Here is a 17,723-nt window from a genome sequence, read left to right as displayed (position 1 = left end):
TCTTTTAGTTCAGAGTAAATCCATTTCGTCCTGTTTTCGTGGGAACGGGCTTCTCTGAAAAGCCACTGCAAAAAGCAGTGGCTATTGTCGCAATATTATAAGGAAATGTGAATTGTAGTTTGATGCCTACATGTTCTTTTCAGTGAATTCAGCCAAGCTACTACGCTCTACTTCATCAAATATCAATACTGAGCCTTTTTCATAGTTTCTATACACGTTAACAGCCGCGCTAGCACCTGAAGATGCGGGTGTGACAAACTTATCATCAATCTGGGCTAAGTTGCCCAACACGATTGTGCGACAATTTTTGCCACCACGGCTTAACATGCCCTTAATTTGCGCTCTAGTCATGTTTTGAGCTTCATCAATGATTAAAACAGCATCGTCTATTGAACGACCTCGGAAGTAAGCCATACTAGTAAATTCTATATTGGCTTTTTCGATCACATGCTCAACAGTTGCACTAATATTACCTTCATTGTTATCACCTGAATGCATTGATATAAGCGCATCTGTTATACCTGCTAATAACGGCATTGATTTCTCTGTCAGGTCACCGGGTAAAAACCCCGGATCATCGTCCATAAAGTCTCTGGAGCGCACCACAACGATTTTTTTGTACTTTTTTAACTCCAATACTTGATGCAGCGCCGAAGCAACTGCTAAAAAAGTTTTTCCGGAGCCAGCAGGGCCAAGGATGATATTTAAGTCATAATATGGATCTGTTAATTGGCTTAAAGCTACTGCCTGACGCTGATTTTTAGGCAAAATGCCCCATACTTTTTCTTGTTTACGAGGTAATAACTTTGTGAATACCTCAGTATCTGTTACTTCTGAAATTCGCCCAATGTGTCCAGCTTCATCGTACCAATACATGTTTGGCTGAACTTCATCATTAAATAGACTTATTGGGAAAGTATAAACTTCTCCTGAAACCTTGAAGTCTTTGTCTGATTTAATTCGATCAAAAAGATCTCCTTTAAAGGCTTGTACCCCTGTGTATAAAAGATCAATATCTGATATTTGATTATCTACGGCAACGTCTTCTGCCATGACCCCTACGGTTCGAGCTTTCAAGCGCATATTAATGTCACGGCTAACAATTACTACGTCTTTATCTAAGTCCTTCTGAAGATACAGTGCATAGTTAATTATTCTATTGTCAGCGTCACTTCCAATACCGTGCTTTAACTCTTTAGCCATATCGAGCTGGGTATCAATTCCAATAAACAGTTTTCCTCGTTTAGCTGTTTCAGTAGAAGGCAGTGGAATACCAGCTTCCATCTCTTCTGCACTGTGCCCATTTATTATATCTTCAAGCATACGAATACATACACGAGCATCAGCACTAACCGATTTGTTAGTTCTTTCTTTTAAGTTATCTAATTCTTCTAGAACTGTTAGACAGATGTAAATATCATCTTGATATGACAGGATACTTTTTGGATCATGAACCAACGCAGACGTGTCAAGAACACGAGGGTTTCGGTTTTCAACAGAGCTTTTCATGACGCAGCCCTCCAAAAGTTTGCATCGTTGCTAGAATGCGTGTTGTACTTACATCCCAAATAACAAATACTCTGTAAAGATTGGCTATTGTGGGAATGCTTAAAGTCGTTACAAAAATCCATGTTTAGAGAAATTCTTTTTACTTTTTCTACAGGCCAATAAAAACAAGGGGGTAAAAACTTTAAAATCTTTCCAATTCGGGGTTGTAAAATTACCACTGCATTTTGAATACTACGCCCACGCATAAAGTTCACCGACTTAAACTGTACATTGGCTTTTTCCATTATGTAATTGCGACTCGAAATTGGGTTCTCGTCTCCTTTGTGTAGTACCTCTAAGGTGTCGGTAATTGCAGCTAACCACGGCGCCATTTTTTCTTCTTCGGTACCGGGTAAAAAACCGATAGACTCAGCTATTTCGGGGGTATTACGCGTTACAATGACCTTGTCGTAAATACCGCGTTCAATCACCATTTCAAGCGCACTGGCCAGTGCCAGTAATGTTTTGAGGTATTATAGCTCTAAAATAGACACACCGACCGACCGATTAAGTATTATTATTTATAACTGCTAGTCTTAAAGTCGATACAATTTTAAGGTATACCTAAGTTAGCCCATGAAAAACTATAAAAATAAAAGCATCCTCAACATCGACAATACAATTTTTCAAAGCTTAGCGCCAAAAGGCAGCTTTTTACAACTCTGTTTAATTAATTCTAAATGGGATGATGAAAGTGTAAACACATCATCTCTAGCACATTACAATTTACGATTAGCGATATCAAAATTGCTACATCTGATAAATGCTGACGAAGAAGATCACCAAGCTTCAATCCACTTATTGGTGAGTAAACCAGAGACGATAACCATCAAAGATCTAATCCAAGGTTACAAGTCAATTGAGCTAGCATTAGTAAGCAACTTTCCATTGAGCAGAGCCAAAAGCTACAGCACCTCAGTCAGAAATTTTTTCAATTCATTCAGCACTCAAATAGAAAATGGTTTTAATGCATCAGAATTAGCTTATGAAACACTGCTATCAACAAATGTAGACTTTAAAAAAAATCCTAACATCGACCTATTTACCATTGATGTAAATAATAAAATAAAGTTTACCGTTATTGATCCCGACACTTTCTCAAATCTATTTATTAAGGACTCGGTTTTACACAATCTTTTAATCAATTTAGAAAACGCTTCAAGAGAACAGCCCTTTGAATACTCCGTCATTGCGGGCTTTAAAAAATTGTTACGCGAAATTGACCATTGGCCTGAAAATTCTGAAATAAAGATTTCTCTTAACAAACCATTAAACCTATTAACACCAACCGGAGTTAACGAGGCACTAATCGATTTTGAGAAAAGCCTATTTGAAGCTTTCCCAAATAAAAAGTTAAATCAGCTAAGTACACTATTTAGACAGAAATTATTTGTTCATGGGCTAACTGCTCCTGAGCTAAATAAAGCGAAAGACCTCTTCAAAACCAACTTTAACAGCTCAGGTCAGTTAAAGTTTAAACCACGGTTCAGAATACAATGTGAAAACATTGAATATATTGTTGATTCGTTCCAACTACCATTGGTTCTGCCGTTGGAAAGTGTGGGCGAGAATTGTTTTAATCAGTTCGAAAAAATATCAGAAACTAGCGCTGCCGATACAGTCAGCGTAACTGATCTAATAGAAATATTGATTTTGCTTCAGCATGGAGGACATAGTGATGCGAGATTACTATTTGCTAAAAAGCCCGAAGACTTGATTACTTATAATGTTTCCAAGGGCTTAATCGATCTAGAGTTATTAATCACCGAACATTTCCCAAATAAGAAGCAAGAAAAGTTGCAACTCATTCGTGACTTTCTGAACCTATGTGATAGCGCTACTCAAAACGGGAGGTTACTAAAAGATTTTGAGATTGATTCAACTATTAATCCTAAAGAAAAAATAAACACTATGGCTTTCAAAGGGTATTCCAAAGTTAACGGTAAAAAAAATGATGTCACCGTAAAGTTTAACCTTACTAAATTAGCGCCATTGTTAAAGCCAAATAGCGTTCTGGTAAGAGCATTGAATAACCTACAAACTCACACAGCGACCACGCCAATGCCAGCCATATCCTTGTCGTACATAGAGCGAACTTTAGGCTATGTCATAGATACATCATCAGAGTCGGCACTAATATGTAATATCCTTACCAGCACATTGTCTGAATTAGATCAGCGAAGTTTCAGGTTAGGTTTTACTCAACTTGAAGACATCATCGATGAGCAAAATATACAATTAAAGGCTTCTAGAAGCCAGAGCCTACGAACATTTTTAAGTAATCATGCGGGTAAAATCAACGGCCTGATTAATATAAAACACTGTGGTTTTAAATCTCGGTTTAGTGCTTCTGACGAAATGAATGCTCAAAAGCTAATTGAGCCTGTTGACGAAAATGGTGATATCTTACCCAGCCCTATTTTAAACCAACAACAATCGTTGTCAGAGCTAAGAAAAAGTGTACAAGAGTACTTTGAAAAGCCAATTAACCAGATACTAAATGCGTGTAAGAAAGAAGTTGAATGCTACAAACAGCTTGTATCCACTTTTAACATTTACACTGTAAAAGACGTTAATGGTTTCTTTACCAAGGATATCCCTAAAGAAGTAACTGCTTTAGTTAGAGAAAATCAAGTTTACGAAGGTCGGCTCACCCTACAGTCACAAGCGAGTTCTATTAGAAAAAATTTTACAACTGAAGTTGTGATGGGAGCTTATCTCCAGCACCAGCTATCTATTGGGGTAAGCAATACAACTTACTGTCAAAAAAAATCTGAGTTAATCCCAACTTATGTGAAACACTGGTTTCCTAACACTGGCTCTGGCATGAAAGACTTCTTTTGGTCCGGTGTATTTTTGCCTAAAAATATTCTTCTTGTGTGCTTTATCAGATTAGTTATCAGAACCACTTGGAATAAAGATGTAATAGCTACATTGACTCGTGCAAATTTGCCGGAGCAAATACCAGAAGGACCTTTTGTACTTGCTGGCTTCAAAGAAAAAGTAGGTAAAGAGACTACGCCCGTTACGATTGAGCCACATGAAAGAGAAATTCGTGAGGTGATCAGCTTTCTTATCCAACATCATGACAACATGGTACGAATGGACTTTCAACCAGATAGTATTTGGGATACTCCGGGTTCGACAAAACTAAATTTCCTATCGGCAGCTATTACAGACAGGCTGCGTGATCACTACACCCTTCCATATTTCCGGATGGAGTTATTAGCCAAACATCAAATGAACCTTAGAAAAGGTATCGACGGTAGCTTGGTTAATTCACAACGAGAACGGAATCATGCAAGCAGTAGAGTCACTTCTGCTTATCTAACGCACCCTATCGCCGTGACTGAATATGAAGCCAACAACGCTGACTTTCAGCGAAAATTTGAGACAACCGTCCAGTTTAGACATAAAGAAACATCAATAGAGAAATACGGCTTAGATCGCAACAACATTGACGAAGATTTAATCGTAGCACCAGCAGACCATAAAGAAGAATTGCCAGATTGGTTCATTTTAGCAGACGGCTCATCATGCACAGACATCTTCGCTGCTGTTGATAAATCAAAGCAAGATAGCATTTGTAAAGGTCGAAAATGCCATTCAGGAGAAGGTTGCGAGTTCAATCGCGTTGAACTGGGTGTTGATGAATTTGTACGAACCCTGCGACATCAGGCTTATTACATAGCACGTGGTGAGGTGCTGCTGGCAAAGCATGGTAGAGAGTATTTTGATGAGTATATAGCACCTGACATGCGATTTACGTTTGGTTTAGTGAAGTATGTAGAGTTATCCAATCCTCTAATGTTCAAAGACGCTAAAGGGAGATTAGAAAATGAACAGTAATCTTAAGTACCAGTTCTTAGAAGACATAAAGCCGGAAGAGATACTGGAAGAGCATGACGACCTGCTTTTAGAAAATGCAAAACTGTTGCAAGTTACAGATGAAAAGCTCTCTATTGAAGGTACTGTTTTACATTATCATGCAAAGATCACTGGCGCGAAAGCCAATGAAACGGTAGTGCAAAAAGGCTCTGTAGATCTACGTGATATATGGGTTCCCGGTGCTGCGGGGTGGCAGCACCCAGTGCCTATCTTGGTTTACCCTGACTATGCCAAGGCGCTTGTTGAAATCGTCGATATCTATGCAAACAGAGCTAAACATACGCCGACATTTGTAAAAACAGGGATAATGTCGCAAGTTAACGTTGCAGCGCAATTCATTGAATATATGTGCTTACATGGTCATCTCGTACTAAATGGTGTAAATCAAAAGCAAATCGATAAGATGAAAGTAACGCTCAAAGAAGGTGGTATTCCAGCAACGCTAGCCTTGCATGAACGAGTTAATTCATTTGTCGATTTGTTAATCGAGAATGACGAACTAGAGCCATTTTTAATCAAAGACGGTAATACCGAAAACTCTAAAGTAACTAGTATAAGAGTACCTAAGATTGCCCAATGTATCGGTGCGGTTAGTCTAGAAAATCAAGTTCCAACCAGCGTTTACAAAAAAGTAACAGAACACCTAAAATCAAAGGGAGTTAAATTCGCTGCTCGTTTAGCATCCAAAGGCGCATCTGCACCTTCTCAACCAGCCGTTAAATCTTTGAATAACTGGTTTGGTACTTGGAATAGGTTTGCAAAACTAGATAATGAAGATCGGATGCAGTTTATTCCTTTTCCTAACCCCAACCAGCTTTCTAAAAAACTAGGTAAAGTTGCTGGTCGCACAAAAAATTTGGATTTAGAACATGTTGTTGATCTATTAGGCGGTTCACACCTTTGGGTATACGAATATTCATCCAAAATAATTTCATTAGTAAATGAAATTACCAACTTAAAAAATCAATACCTTGATGAAGGGCTTCGCCATCGAACACTGACTGAAGGTAGATTTCCAGAGTTTTTAGTTAGTTCGAAAAAAGTTAAAGAGCTTGAAAAACTGCTAGGTATTGAAATTCACAAATCGAGTTTAACCGCTTCAGATAAAGATTCTGAGGCGTTCTCTGTAACCGAAGTAATCACGTTATTGATGACCGCATGCTATGTCATATTGCAAACTTACAACGCAAGAAGACAAGCCGAAGTCCAGCACCCTCTTATTGGCATTACGGAAGAGTTCTTTCGCTGTAAAGATAAAAAATTCAATTGGTATCAAGCGTGCTTTTATAACGAGAAAAATGGTGAGCGACGCTGGTACACAACTAACAACGGTAGCACTAAAGCAATTCAATGCTTAATTAAATTGAAAAAAGCATGGGGCGCTGTTGATGTTGACGGTTTGTTTAATGTGCCAAGTTTTCGAATTGATGATCAAGGAAACTTTAAACACTATAAATATCATTTTAATAAGGGAAAAGATTCAAAGATCACTGGCAATGCATTTTTAAAAATGGTGCTAGATGATGCTGAAGTGGACATGTCAAGCCACCCATTCAGACGTATCTACGCTGTTATTTACCATTATCAGTATAAAAACGCAGACTTACTAGCATTATGTCACCAGCTAGGACATGTTGATCCCGAAGAAACAACTGTTTATGTAACGGAGCCTGCCGCTAGAGAAACGCATGAGCAACTTCATCATAAAACCAAGCTGACTCGAAATGAGAAAGCTGAATCAACCATTGCGATAAAAGAAGAAAATAAGGCTCTAGATAAAATCATTGCTGAAGTAGGTGTTGAAACAACGGCAAAAGACATTCTGGCCTTACTTATGGGCACCGAAGAAATGGCAGGTAAATATACTTCTTATTTGAAAAAGGTTTACCGCGTTTTGCAAAAGAGTGTGAGGTTCAACAACTATACCAAAGACAAGTACGGTAAAGGCTTTAGCGAGTTACCTAACAAAGAAAAAAGTAATGAAATGGCTCAAGTACTTGATGCTAGGGGTCATAAACACAAGCCTAAACCCCATGCTACTTGCCATAAAAAAGAGGGAGAAGCTAAAAAGCACAAGGCTCCTTGTGAACCATCTGTATGTAAGGGTTGTGCATACCAAGAAGTAAAACGAACCCAGCTTAATATCATGAAAGAAGACTTAATCGCACTAAAGGCAGTACAAGCTGATTATTTGACGCTCCCCGTTGAACGTATGCGAGCTAAGGAACAAAGCGCTAATTTAGAGATTTTGATTGAAAGCCATGAACGTACAATGGAAAGAAGTAAGAGTATTTTCAAAGGGGGGCAACCTAATGTCTAAGATAAATCAAAACCAAGATCCCCAACAAAAAGAAGCTTTTGAGCGTATTGAAAAAAAAGTGGAAATACTTGAAAAGTGGGCAAGCGAGGGAATCCCCTTTGTAATAGTTAATGGTAACAAGCAGGTTGATAACAACGGAAAATACGTCCTTGAGTTCTTCCCTAGCAGCCCTACAGGACTAAGAAACTGGAATGGTAAACAAAATAGCAAAGAAGTTGTTAAGCAATATGATATTCCGCCATTTACAACGTCTGCAAAGTCTCTGGATGCAATACCAACGAATTTAAAGCTAAGAATCTATGGCGATAAAAATAGGCTTAACCTTTGGGAAAGGCTGAAGTTTAAGGCCAAGCTGCAAGCCAACACTAAAGAAAAGAACGCCCTACAAGAGCTAGAAGAAAAACTGAAAGTTTCTGAAGCGAATCATCAGGGGTTAGCGTATGAACTAATTGAACTTCGATTGACTAACAAACACTTAGAGGAAGAAAACAGCACGTTAGAAAACCAGATTGAAAGTGTACGCGTGTCTATAAAATCTCAGCTTGATCTGAAGAAAAAACAACTTAAGCAGTCTGATCTAAAGAACAAGCAACTTAGCATCGAAAATGCAAAACTAAAAAAGCTTTTAGACGAACATGGTATCGACTACGAAAATGCTGACGAGAGCACCTCTATTATTGATTTTCCGGGGAAGTAAATCATGGTGAATAAGCGCAGAAAGTCTTCTCAAGATATCGGTAAACAGAATGCTAAAAAGATAGCAGATTGGTTAAATACTTCGCCTGTTATCCCTTTGTATCAAGGTCGGGTTAACAAGACTCAAATTTTCAAAATGCATAATGTGCCTAAATCAACGCTTGATACGAATGAAGATCTACAAAAGTTATTTGCTCCTGATGGTCCAATAGAGAAGCTAGTTCGAAAACAAAACGGGCTTGAGATTGAACTACCTGATGATGTTGAAGAAGAAAATTCAGCAAAAGAAAATGTAGAAAATATGGTTTCAAATAGTGAGCTTGAATTGAAAGTTAAGGCATTAGAGACCCAGCTTAACTCTATTCAATTAGATCTGGCTTCAGAAGAGTTTTTGTTGGCAACAGGTCGGTATATTCCAAAGCTTTACTTGGATGACGGTGACGTGTGATGCAAATAAGCAATATATCATTTCACGAAGATGTTAAGCAATTAACAGGCGTAGTCACTTTAGTTCGGCACTATACACAAGATAAACGTGGTATCTCATCTATATTTTTATTAAAGGTTGCACGTGAAAAAATAGTCGTTAAGGCTGAATTCGGTGCGATTACGTCAATCCCGCAAACAGGAGAAATCTGGAGAGCGACTGGTGATTATTCCTTTGATAAAGAATATGGCTCACAGTTTGTTGTTAATAAGGCTTCAAAGCAGTACCCCAGCGCAGAGATTTCAACAGATGTTCTTTGTGATTTTCTTATCTACAACGCTCATTTTGTCGGTATAAATAGCTATTGGGCCAAGAAACTTAAGGTCGCTTTTGGCGATGGTTTGTTCGCAACTTTACATAGTTACTCGGCTAAAAAATTTTCTAACTGTAAAAAGCTAAAAATCTCACCAGTTATGGCTCAAAATCTTTGTGATGGTTGGGCTAAAGTTGTTGGTGAAAGTGAATTAGATCTATTTTTTGAGCGGCACAACTTACCAGTTGAGTATGTTGAAACTACTCGTCAGCTACTAGGAAGTGACGCAAGTTTCCTGATAAAAAAGAATCCATATCTGCTCTATCCTATAACCTCTGTAAATGCTGCAAAGCGGACATGGAAATCACTAGACAAAAAAGTAAGAGCTAACTTTGATATCAATTTAAACGATAAGCGTAGAGCTATTTCATTTGTTGAATCACTACTTTATTCAGCACATAGCAATAACGGTGATATGGCGTTACCTGCTAATGAAGTCAAAGCTGAACTGATTGAAGCAGGCATTGGGCTTGAACTTAATGAAATTGAAGACTGTGCTTTTCAGACACTTTGTTTCAACAAACAAAATGACACTATACAAATCTTAGGTCATCAGGCGATTGAAAAGGCAATTAATGCATTACTTCACAGGCGTTTATCTAAGATAAAGCAGCTATTTGATACGAATTCGTTGGCGTTTGACGAAACGTTATCAATATTAGATCACCACAGTGTTGAACTAAATCCTCTTCAGTTACAGGCATTAGGTAATGCCTTTAATCGACCTGTTTCTTTTATTGTAGGAGAAGCTGGTACAGGAAAGTCTTTGCTATCCCAGATCATCATTGATGTATGCCTTAATAATGGTATTAACGTTTGGAGAGTTAATTCAGTTGTTTGTAATGGAGACAATATACTGCCTAATTTAAAGGGAGAAACTATTAATCGCTTCATTTCACAGGCAAAAAAGCGAAACCTAAAAGGCGCATTGTCAGGAGCACTTATACTGATAGAAAATTCAAATTCAGTTGATATGTTAACGTTATATAAACTATTAAAGGTTGTTCCTCTTAATGCTCACATTTGTTTTATTGGCGATAAATACAAATTGCCACCAATTGGTCCGGGAGCTTTTCTCAAACAGGCTGCTGACTTAAAACATGATGCGATTACAGGGCTTTTTGAAGTCTACGGTTCGACATCGAATTCAGATATCCAACGGATCTCTAACTCTTTATTTAATAATACTGCATCATCAGTATTCGATGCTATTACCGCATTTGACGTGTCAAAAGAACAAAGCCTAAGTATGTACCATACTAAAGATAAATCTCACGAGATGCTTAGTACCATTACAATCAATATTTGGTTCGAATTGACTTCAATGTTAAGTGATGTACCTAAGATCATTTGTTCGAATCCTCAGTTATGCGATGACATAAATTCTCAAGTTCAGCGGATTCGTTTTGACCGGAAAAAAGTAGCAAAGCTAGAAATTGGTGAATCTGTTTTCTACGCGGGGGAGCCAATTATTTTTGCCAAACCTAATAAGTTTATTGATGTATCGGTTGGTACGTTAGCAAACATAGTAGAAGTATACGAAAAGCCTGTCGTTGCATATGGGCGTGAGTGTTGGATGAAGATAGACATTGGTGGTGATTGTATTGATTTGTCATTAGATGATATTGAAAGTATTGCGCTTTGTTATGCAATTACGGTGCACAAAGTTCAGGGGAATCAATTTACTCATTCCTTAGTTATTTTGGATAATTTCTATTTGATTGATAAATCATGGCTTTACACATGTATAAACGCATCTAGAGAGTCGATGTTATTTATCGGTAATAGGAATCAACTAGTCAATACGGTTGATGCCGCAGAGTTTAGCGCTAATAGGCATCATGGTGTTCCACTAAAGTTGGAGGTTTCAGATGAGTAACGGTATTACTGAAACAAAAGTACACTATGATCGTCAAGACCACTATGTTTACCAAGATATCAACGGAGAGGTTCTTTGGGCACCTACAGATTTTATCATTGAGCTGGATAGAAACCCCAAAACTATACGCACTTATCGAAAGGCTATCAGACGATTATTTAAATTTTTGAACTCTGGTAAACATAAAATAAGCTGGCTTGAAATGAATGACTCTCGCATGAGGGAATTTAGGACGCTCTGCTTGAAAGAAACGACAACAGATTCACGATATCGAGGTGATGAAAACGTTGCTAAACAGACAGTCAATAGCGACTTTTTGATGCCAATCTATAACTTTTATCATTGGGTACAAAAGCAAGGTACATATCACCCAAATATTCTTGGTTTTGATCCGGCCAATAAGTTTTCATATCAGATAACATCATCATTACTTTTGAAGGAAATCGCCGTATCTAGAAATGAAAAGCCAAACAATAATTCACTTTATCCAGAATTATTTAGAGATTGTGATACCAGAAGCCGAAACAGAAAAGATGCAAGTGAGTATGAGCTAGAAGAACTTAACAATTACATAATTAATGAATATGAGGGCTATGAGCGAGCGTCACTATTGCTAATTGCGCAGATCATGAATGAAACGGGTAGCCGCCCGATTTCTGTTAGTAGCTATCGTAGGCTTCAATTTTCTAAAGAAATCATCGAAAGAGAGTTCTTCCTCAACAAGCAAGATAGTTTATCAATTGTTCCAAAGCTGGCTAAGCAAGGAAATACTATGCCAGTGAGCTTTAGGTTCTCTACAGTGCTCGCTGTCAGGAATTTCATTGAGAATGATTTGGAAGAGTTTCTCACCAACATTGATACTGGCAACTATGAAGGTCATTTATTCTTAGACCCCAACAGCTTTCAACCATTAACCGCTGAGAATATCAGCAAGATCTTCAGTGAAATCACCACAGAACTTGGCTGGCCTAAAGGTAAATCGATTTATTCATTACGCCATAAATTTTCCGGAGATAGTCTTGATAAACATTTGGACGCTGCATTAGAGTTAGGCTTTAGTGCTAATGAAACTGCAATTGCACTTCAGATGGAAAGGGAAATGACCCACCGCAGCGCAGGCTCTCTAGAAGACTATATTTCGAGTCGTAAAAGAACTATGCAACAAACTGAATCTTTTAAGAAGTCATTAAAAATTAGTGAACTAGAATCAGATAAAACTCGCCTTGAGTTAGAAAGGCAAAAAGCGGTAGAAAGCGCAGAGCAAAAAGACGAAGAGAATCAGGCACTGTTAATAGAAATTCAAAAACTACAAAACCAATTAAAAGATAGTGGAAATTAACGCTAGTAAATATCTGAATCGAGGATCTCAAGATCTTCCAGATCACCAACATGCGAATAAAAGGGATGAGTCCAAATGTAAATATTTCAGCAAACAAGCTTGGAAGTATGCCCACTGAGTCAATTACCACATTAACTTGCGTCGCCGCAATAGAAAAAACAACCAACGTTAATAGTTGGACTGGCAACCAGTGATCAGTGCCACCTAAATCGAGAATTCACGGCGCGTTGAGAACTTATTGATTTATAATGAAATATGGCACTTAAATTGAGATTTATTAACTAAATTACACTCTAAAAATAATTATGTTTTTATTAGGTAAATTTCTTAAACAACGAGAAATCGCTTGAAAACATCTATTACAGTAAGTGATTTGAATTGATAATTTGCCTATCTGTTATACGAAAGCTAATCGGTTTACTTCGAGGTAGAGTTTATTTAGGCCGATGCTTTGCGGAGTAGCAACAGCGCATCTTTATTTTTCATTACATAAAGAACTTGTATTCATGGGCAGTTATAGCCGTGGATTGCATCACTCAATAATTACCGGCGGTCTGCTCTGTGCCATAAGCCGACCTTGAGACACATAGAGATTAAGACTGCAAAGATACGAAAGCGGAAGTTAGCTTTGGCCTGTTTAACGACAAATGTTCCGACAAAGCAGTCATGACTATTAGTTTATTGTTAAATCTAATCTTTTTTTCGTTCATCTACTCAATAACCCCACGCTAAACGTGACTTTAGCGTGGGGTTAGAGTTCACAGTCATTTTATCTGGATAGCTCTTTTATTTTTTTCTCTGAAAACCAGCGATATAAAACAGGTAAAACAAATAATGTTAACAGTGTTGCAGTTACCAAGCCGCCAACAATAACACTCGCTAATGGGCGCTGTATTTCTGCACCAACACCATTAGACATTAACATCGGTATCAAACCTAAAGCTGATGTTATAGCAGTCATAAGTACAGGTCTTAATCTTGAAGTAGCGCCTTCAAAAACGGCTTTAGATGCTTCTAGACCGTCTTTAATACGTTGGTTGATACTTTCTACCATAACGACCCCATTCAATACCGCTACACCAAATAAGGTAATAAAGCCAACGGAGCTTGGTACAGACAAGTATTGTCCAGATAAATATAAGGAGAAAACTCCGCCAATTACAGCAAGCGGCACGTTGACCAATATCAGCATAGCTTGACCAACAGAACCAAAGGCAAAGTAAAGTAGTAGTGCGATTAGTGCTAACGATAAAGGTACAACTATAGCTAACCTATTTTGAGCACGTTTTTGACTTTCGAACTGGCCGCCAATCGAAACAGAATAACCTGAAGGTAAGTCAACCTTTTCAGCAATTACCTTTCTGATATCGGCAACCACGCTTCCCATATCTCGATTTTGTACATTTGCTTGGATAACGACTCTTCGTTGTACATCATCGCGTCTAACTTGTGGTGGGCCTGACTCAAATGAGACTGAGGCTACGTCACCCAGTCGCACCCAAGCACCAGTAGGTGATTGAAGCCGAATATCAGCAATAGCTTCTTTGTTACTTCGGTACTCTTCCTCTATGCGAACGTAAATATCATAACGTTCATTACCATTGATTATTTGTCCGGCTTCAACACCACCAATACCATCACGCACAACCTCCATTATGTCACTCACAGACAATCCAAAGCGTGATAGTTCTTGCCTGTTAGGACTTATCACCAATTGCGCTTCACCAGCAATTTGCTCCAATGCAACATCCCTTGCACCTTCAATGTTTTTAATTGCTGTTTCTATTTCTTGACCTTTAGCCGCCAGTACCTCAAGTTCAGGCCCAAACAACTTTATCGCCAACTGAGCCTTAACACCAGATAGTAGCTCATCGACACGAGTCGCAATAGGTTGAGAAAAGTTGAGTAGCAACCCAGGGAATTCTTCTAAAGATCTCTCCATTTTTCCTTGAAGTTCATATCGATTAGATGCACTGGTCCACTCAGAAACAGGCTTCAACCCTATGTAAATTTCGATGTTATTCACAGGCTCTGGGTCTCCACCTATTTCTGCTCGACCAATTCGGCTTAATGCATAGGTTACTTCAGGGAAAGCCATTAGTTTTTCTTCTAGAATTGGTGCCACAGTGAGCGCGGTATCTAAACTGGAAGAAGGTGCAAGCGTTGCTCTTAAGTTTATCGTCCCTTCTTCTAACTCAGGTACAAATTCAGTACCAATTAATGGAACTAATGCAAAGGCAGAGAAAACTAATATAAGTGCGGCTGAAATGACTAATTTGGTGCGTTTTAGTGCGAATGTAAGCCCTTTTCTGTAGAGTTTGTCTAATGGCCTAAGAACAAAGCTTTCCCTCTCTTTTACACCTGACTTAAATAAATAAGTAGCTAAAGCGGGTACAACAAACAACGCAACCACAATAGCAGATATAACAGCTAAAATGATGCTTATTGCCATAGGTTGAAATAACTTTGCCTCAACACCTTCAAAGCTAAATAAAGGCGTAAATACGACTAAAATAATAGAAGCTGCAAAAAATACGGGACGAGCCACTTCTTTACCCGCATTTTGAAGACGTAACTTAATACCATGCTCATCTTGTTCTACATCATGTGGATCAGTATCAGCACTAGGCACTCTTTCTTTTACAGTTTTTAAATGGGTAGAGTCTGGTCTATTTAAATGCTTAAACATGTTTTCAACCATCACGACTGAACCATCAACTAGCATACCAATGGCTACGGCAATGCCACCCAATGACATAAGGTTTGCAGAAATGCCCCACCAAGCCATGATCATTAACGCGATACCAATTGAAATTGGAATAGATATTAGGACAAGGAAGGTTGCACGTATATTCATTAAAAATAGTGCTAATACAATACAGATGAAAATAAATGCTAGTAATAGTGCATCAACTACTGTATCAACGGCTTTTTCAATCAAATCAGCCTGATCATAAAATGGTTCAAAGCGAACACCTTTAGGCAATGCTTGATTAATCAATGGGATTCTTGCATTGATACCATCAATGGTGGCTTTAGTATTAGACCCCATGCGTTTTAAGACAATGCCAGAGACAACTTCACCTAAATTTTCGACTTTACCGTCTTCGGTTTTGCGCGTCATTGTGACAGCACCTTGACGAATTTCACTGCCCATTTCAACTTTAGCAATATCCGAAACCGTCACAACTGTCCCATCAACTGTTTTGACGGGAACTTGTTTGATATTACTAATACCAGCGTCACCACTTTCAAACCAACCTGCACCTCTAATAACAAGCTGCTCTTGCCCACGGTTCATATACCATCCGCCAACATTGGCATTGTTGTTATCTAGGGCACCAACAACGTCTTCTTGCGTTAGGTTATAAGAAAGAAGCTTAGATGGATCTACATTTACTTGGTACTGCCTAACAATACCTCCAAAGGAGAGTACATCAGTAACACCATCGACAGGCATAACGAGTAATTTTACTACCCAATCATTGAGACTCCTGAGTGCCATAGCATCATAGCCTGCATCTTTATCTGAAATAAGAAGGTACTGAAATACTTGGCCTAGCCCTGAGGTGTTTGGCCCCATTTCGGGTGTGCCGACACCTTCTGGTATCAGTTCTTTTGCGGCTTGAAGACGCTCAAATACAAGTTGTCTTGCAAAGTAAATGTCGGTGCCTTCTTTGAAAACAACCGTGACGCCAGACAAGCCTGTTTTAGAAATTGAGCGCACTTGTTCTACATCAGGTAAGGCATACATGACCGCTTCAATGGGGTACGTAATGAGTTGTTCAACTTCTTCAGCAGCTAGTCCTGGCGCTTCAGTATTTACAGCAACTTGAACATTAGTAACATCAGGAAAGGCATCTAAATTTAGTTTTGGTATAACCATAATTGCGCCGACAACTGTGGCAAACAGCGCAATCAAAATCAGGAGTCTATTATTAACAGACCAATCTATTATTTTATTAAACATAGTCTTGCTCCTTAGTGGTTATGCGGATCAAATCCGCCTTTAGCGATTTCAGAAGCAACAAAAAATGCGCCTTTGGTTACAATTCGCGTCCCACTATCAAGGCCAATGATTTCCCTAAAATCACCTAAGGCTCGGCCTAGTTCTACTTCTACAGCTTTAAATTCTCCAGGGTGGTCTTCGACAAATACCGTCCAATCACCATCTGCGCTGCGGATCAATGCTTCTTCTGGCACAGCCATCACTTTCTGCTTTGTGGCAAACTGAAAGTAAACTTTTACAAACATACCTGAATGAAGGTTATCATCAGCATTCTGTACCCCCAATCTAATAATTCTTGTACGAGTTACGGGATCAATTGTATGGGCTTCTTGGATAACTTTGGCATTGTAACTCTGGCCTTCTAATTTAAGTACCGCAGGAGAATCAATTGATAAATTTAGCTTTTTATTTGGAGAAACTTTTGCTTCAACCCATAGTTGTTTTTCATCAGCTAACAACATGACTGCATCCCCAGCATCAACACGTTGCCCTTGGATAAAGTCGTCTTGAAGCACGACACCTTCACGGTGCGCCGTTAATGCATATTGTCCAAATGCTTTAATGTCTTTGTTAGAAATACCATTTATTGCTTTTTCAGTTAACCCTAAAGCAATGAGCTTGCCATAGCTCGCATTGTATGTTGTTTCAGCTTGTAATAATCGACTTTCACTCACCGTCTTATTACCCAGCTTTTTTACACGTTGCCATTCGGTTGAAGCGATTAAATAGTCAGCTTGTGCTTGTGCCATTGCTTCACTAAATAATGTAACTAACTTCTGACCTATTTCTACATACTCGCCAAGCGCTGCATGGCGACTGATAATGACTGACTCTGTACGTGGTGATACCACATAACTTTTATAGCCATTAGCTTTTATTTCGCCAGGTGCATATACGGAGCTAAATTGATATTCAGGCTTAACACTTTCCACTTTAATTTTAGCAAGCGACATCTTCTTTGGATCAATAGTGATACCTTCTTCATGTTCTTCTTCTCCCTCTTTATTACCACCTTCATGGCCGTGCTCGTCATGGTCACCTTTATCTTCTTCATGTCCCTTTTCGTGTTCATGCTCATCTTGATGTTCTTTTTCTTCTTGTTTCGAAACGTTTGTGACAGAACCAGTTCCATCTGACGACTGTGCAAAAGCATCATGATTTGTAGTAAACCCAACTAACAGGCTGCTAATTACTACGGCTAAAAATTTTTTACTAATTACTGTATTCATTTTTGTAACCTATAT

9 protein-coding genes and 1 pseudogene are annotated in these 17,723 nt (G+C 38.6%); 6 read left to right on the top strand and 4 right to left on the bottom strand.

Annotation, left to right across the window (positions count from 1 at the left end; genetic code table 11):
* Positions 1-126: 126 nt before the first annotated feature.
* Positions 127-1,509: a PhoH family protein gene (locus PSH48_RS17005; protein WP_008464132.1), complete on the bottom strand. Its 1,383-nt coding sequence runs from the start codon at positions 1,507-1,509 to the stop codon at positions 127-129.
* Positions 1,506-2,015 (bottom strand): annotated as a pseudogene (locus PSH48_RS17000) (PhoH family protein); the annotation flags it as partial. The gene PSH48_RS17005 and the pseudogene PSH48_RS17000, both read right to left, overlap by 4 nt.
* A gap of 109 nt (positions 2,016-2,124) precedes the next feature.
* Here PSH48_RS17000 and PSH48_RS16995 point away from each other — a divergent pair.
* Genes PSH48_RS16995 through PSH48_RS16970 form a run of 6 tightly spaced genes read left to right on the top strand, consistent with a single transcriptional unit; the run spans position 2,125 to position 12,470 of the window.
* Entirely contained in the window at positions 2,125-5,397 is a 3,273-nt protein-coding gene (locus PSH48_RS16995; protein ID WP_273611931.1) for a hypothetical protein, read from the top strand.
* Positions 5,387-7,756 (top strand): hypothetical protein, encoded by a 2,370-nt coding sequence (locus PSH48_RS16990; RefSeq protein WP_273611930.1) that lies wholly within the window; start codon positions 5,387-5,389, stop codon positions 7,754-7,756. The genes PSH48_RS16995 and PSH48_RS16990 overlap by 11 nt, the downstream gene beginning before the upstream one ends.
* Positions 7,749-8,453 (top strand): hypothetical protein, encoded by a 705-nt coding sequence (locus PSH48_RS16985; RefSeq protein ID WP_273611929.1) that lies wholly within the window; start codon positions 7,749-7,751, stop codon positions 8,451-8,453. Before PSH48_RS16990 ends, PSH48_RS16985 begins: the two co-directional genes overlap by 8 nt.
* 3 nt (positions 8,454-8,456) lie before the next feature.
* Complete coding sequence (locus PSH48_RS16980) at positions 8,457-8,900, top strand: hypothetical protein (protein ID WP_239480513.1); 444 nt, start codon at positions 8,457-8,459, stop codon at positions 8,898-8,900.
* Complete coding sequence (locus PSH48_RS16975) at positions 8,900-11,131, top strand: AAA family ATPase (RefSeq protein WP_273611928.1); 2,232 nt, start codon at positions 8,900-8,902, stop codon at positions 11,129-11,131. Before PSH48_RS16980 ends, PSH48_RS16975 begins: the two co-directional genes overlap by 1 nt.
* Positions 11,124-12,470, top strand: a complete 1,347-nt coding sequence (locus PSH48_RS16970) for a hypothetical protein (RefSeq protein WP_273611927.1) — start codon at positions 11,124-11,126, stop codon at positions 12,468-12,470. The genes PSH48_RS16975 and PSH48_RS16970 overlap by 8 nt, the downstream gene beginning before the upstream one ends.
* Positions 12,471-13,239: 769 nt before the next feature.
* Here the strand turns inward: PSH48_RS16970 and PSH48_RS16965 are convergent.
* Together PSH48_RS16965 and PSH48_RS16960 are read right to left on the bottom strand one after the other, a co-directional pair.
* Complete coding sequence (locus tag PSH48_RS16965) at positions 13,240-16,440, bottom strand: efflux RND transporter permease subunit (protein ID WP_273611926.1); 3,201 nt, start codon at positions 16,438-16,440, stop codon at positions 13,240-13,242.
* Positions 16,441-16,451: 11 nt separating this feature from the next.
* Entirely contained in the window at positions 16,452-17,708 is a 1,257-nt protein-coding gene (locus PSH48_RS16960; protein ID WP_064386706.1) for an efflux RND transporter periplasmic adaptor subunit, read from the bottom strand.
* Positions 17,709-17,723 lie beyond the last annotated feature (15 nt).

The sequence above is a fragment of the Pseudoalteromonas sp. Angola-4 genome, from assembly GCF_028599265.1.
Lineage (GTDB): Bacteria > Pseudomonadota > Gammaproteobacteria > Enterobacterales > Alteromonadaceae > Pseudoalteromonas > Pseudoalteromonas atlantica.
The sequence above is the reverse complement of the archived record's forward strand: the minus strand, read 5'-3'. Positions and strand labels throughout refer to the sequence as shown.

What these genes read in the sequence shown, in the direction of transcription:
- PSH48_RS16985 (WP_273611929.1), top strand. Translation starts at nt 7,749, where the DNA reads ATGTCTAAGATAAATCAAAACCAAGATCCCCAACAAAAAGAAGCTTTT.
- PSH48_RS16970 (WP_273611927.1), top strand. Translation starts at nt 11,124, where the DNA reads ATGAGTAACGGTATTACTGAAACAAAAGTACACTATGATCGTCAAGAC.
- PSH48_RS16990 (WP_273611930.1), top strand. Translation starts at nt 5,387, where the DNA reads ATGAACAGTAATCTTAAGTACCAGTTCTTAGAAGACATAAAGCCGGAA.
- PSH48_RS16995 (WP_273611931.1), top strand. Translation starts at nt 2,125, where the DNA reads ATGAAAAACTATAAAAATAAAAGCATCCTCAACATCGACAATACAATT.
- PSH48_RS16980 (WP_239480513.1), top strand. Translation starts at nt 8,457, where the DNA reads ATGGTGAATAAGCGCAGAAAGTCTTCTCAAGATATCGGTAAACAGAAT.
- PSH48_RS16965 (WP_273611926.1), bottom strand. Translation starts at nt 16,440, where the DNA reads ATGTTTAATAAAATAATAGATTGGTCTGTTAATAATAGACTCCTGATT.
- PSH48_RS16975 (WP_273611928.1), top strand. Translation starts at nt 8,900, where the DNA reads ATGCAAATAAGCAATATATCATTTCACGAAGATGTTAAGCAATTAACA.
- PSH48_RS17005 (WP_008464132.1), bottom strand. Translation starts at nt 1,509, where the DNA reads ATGAAAAGCTCTGTTGAAAACCGAAACCCTCGTGTTCTTGACACGTCT.
- PSH48_RS16960 (WP_064386706.1), bottom strand. Translation starts at nt 17,708, where the DNA reads ATGAATACAGTAATTAGTAAAAAATTTTTAGCCGTAGTAATTAGCAGC.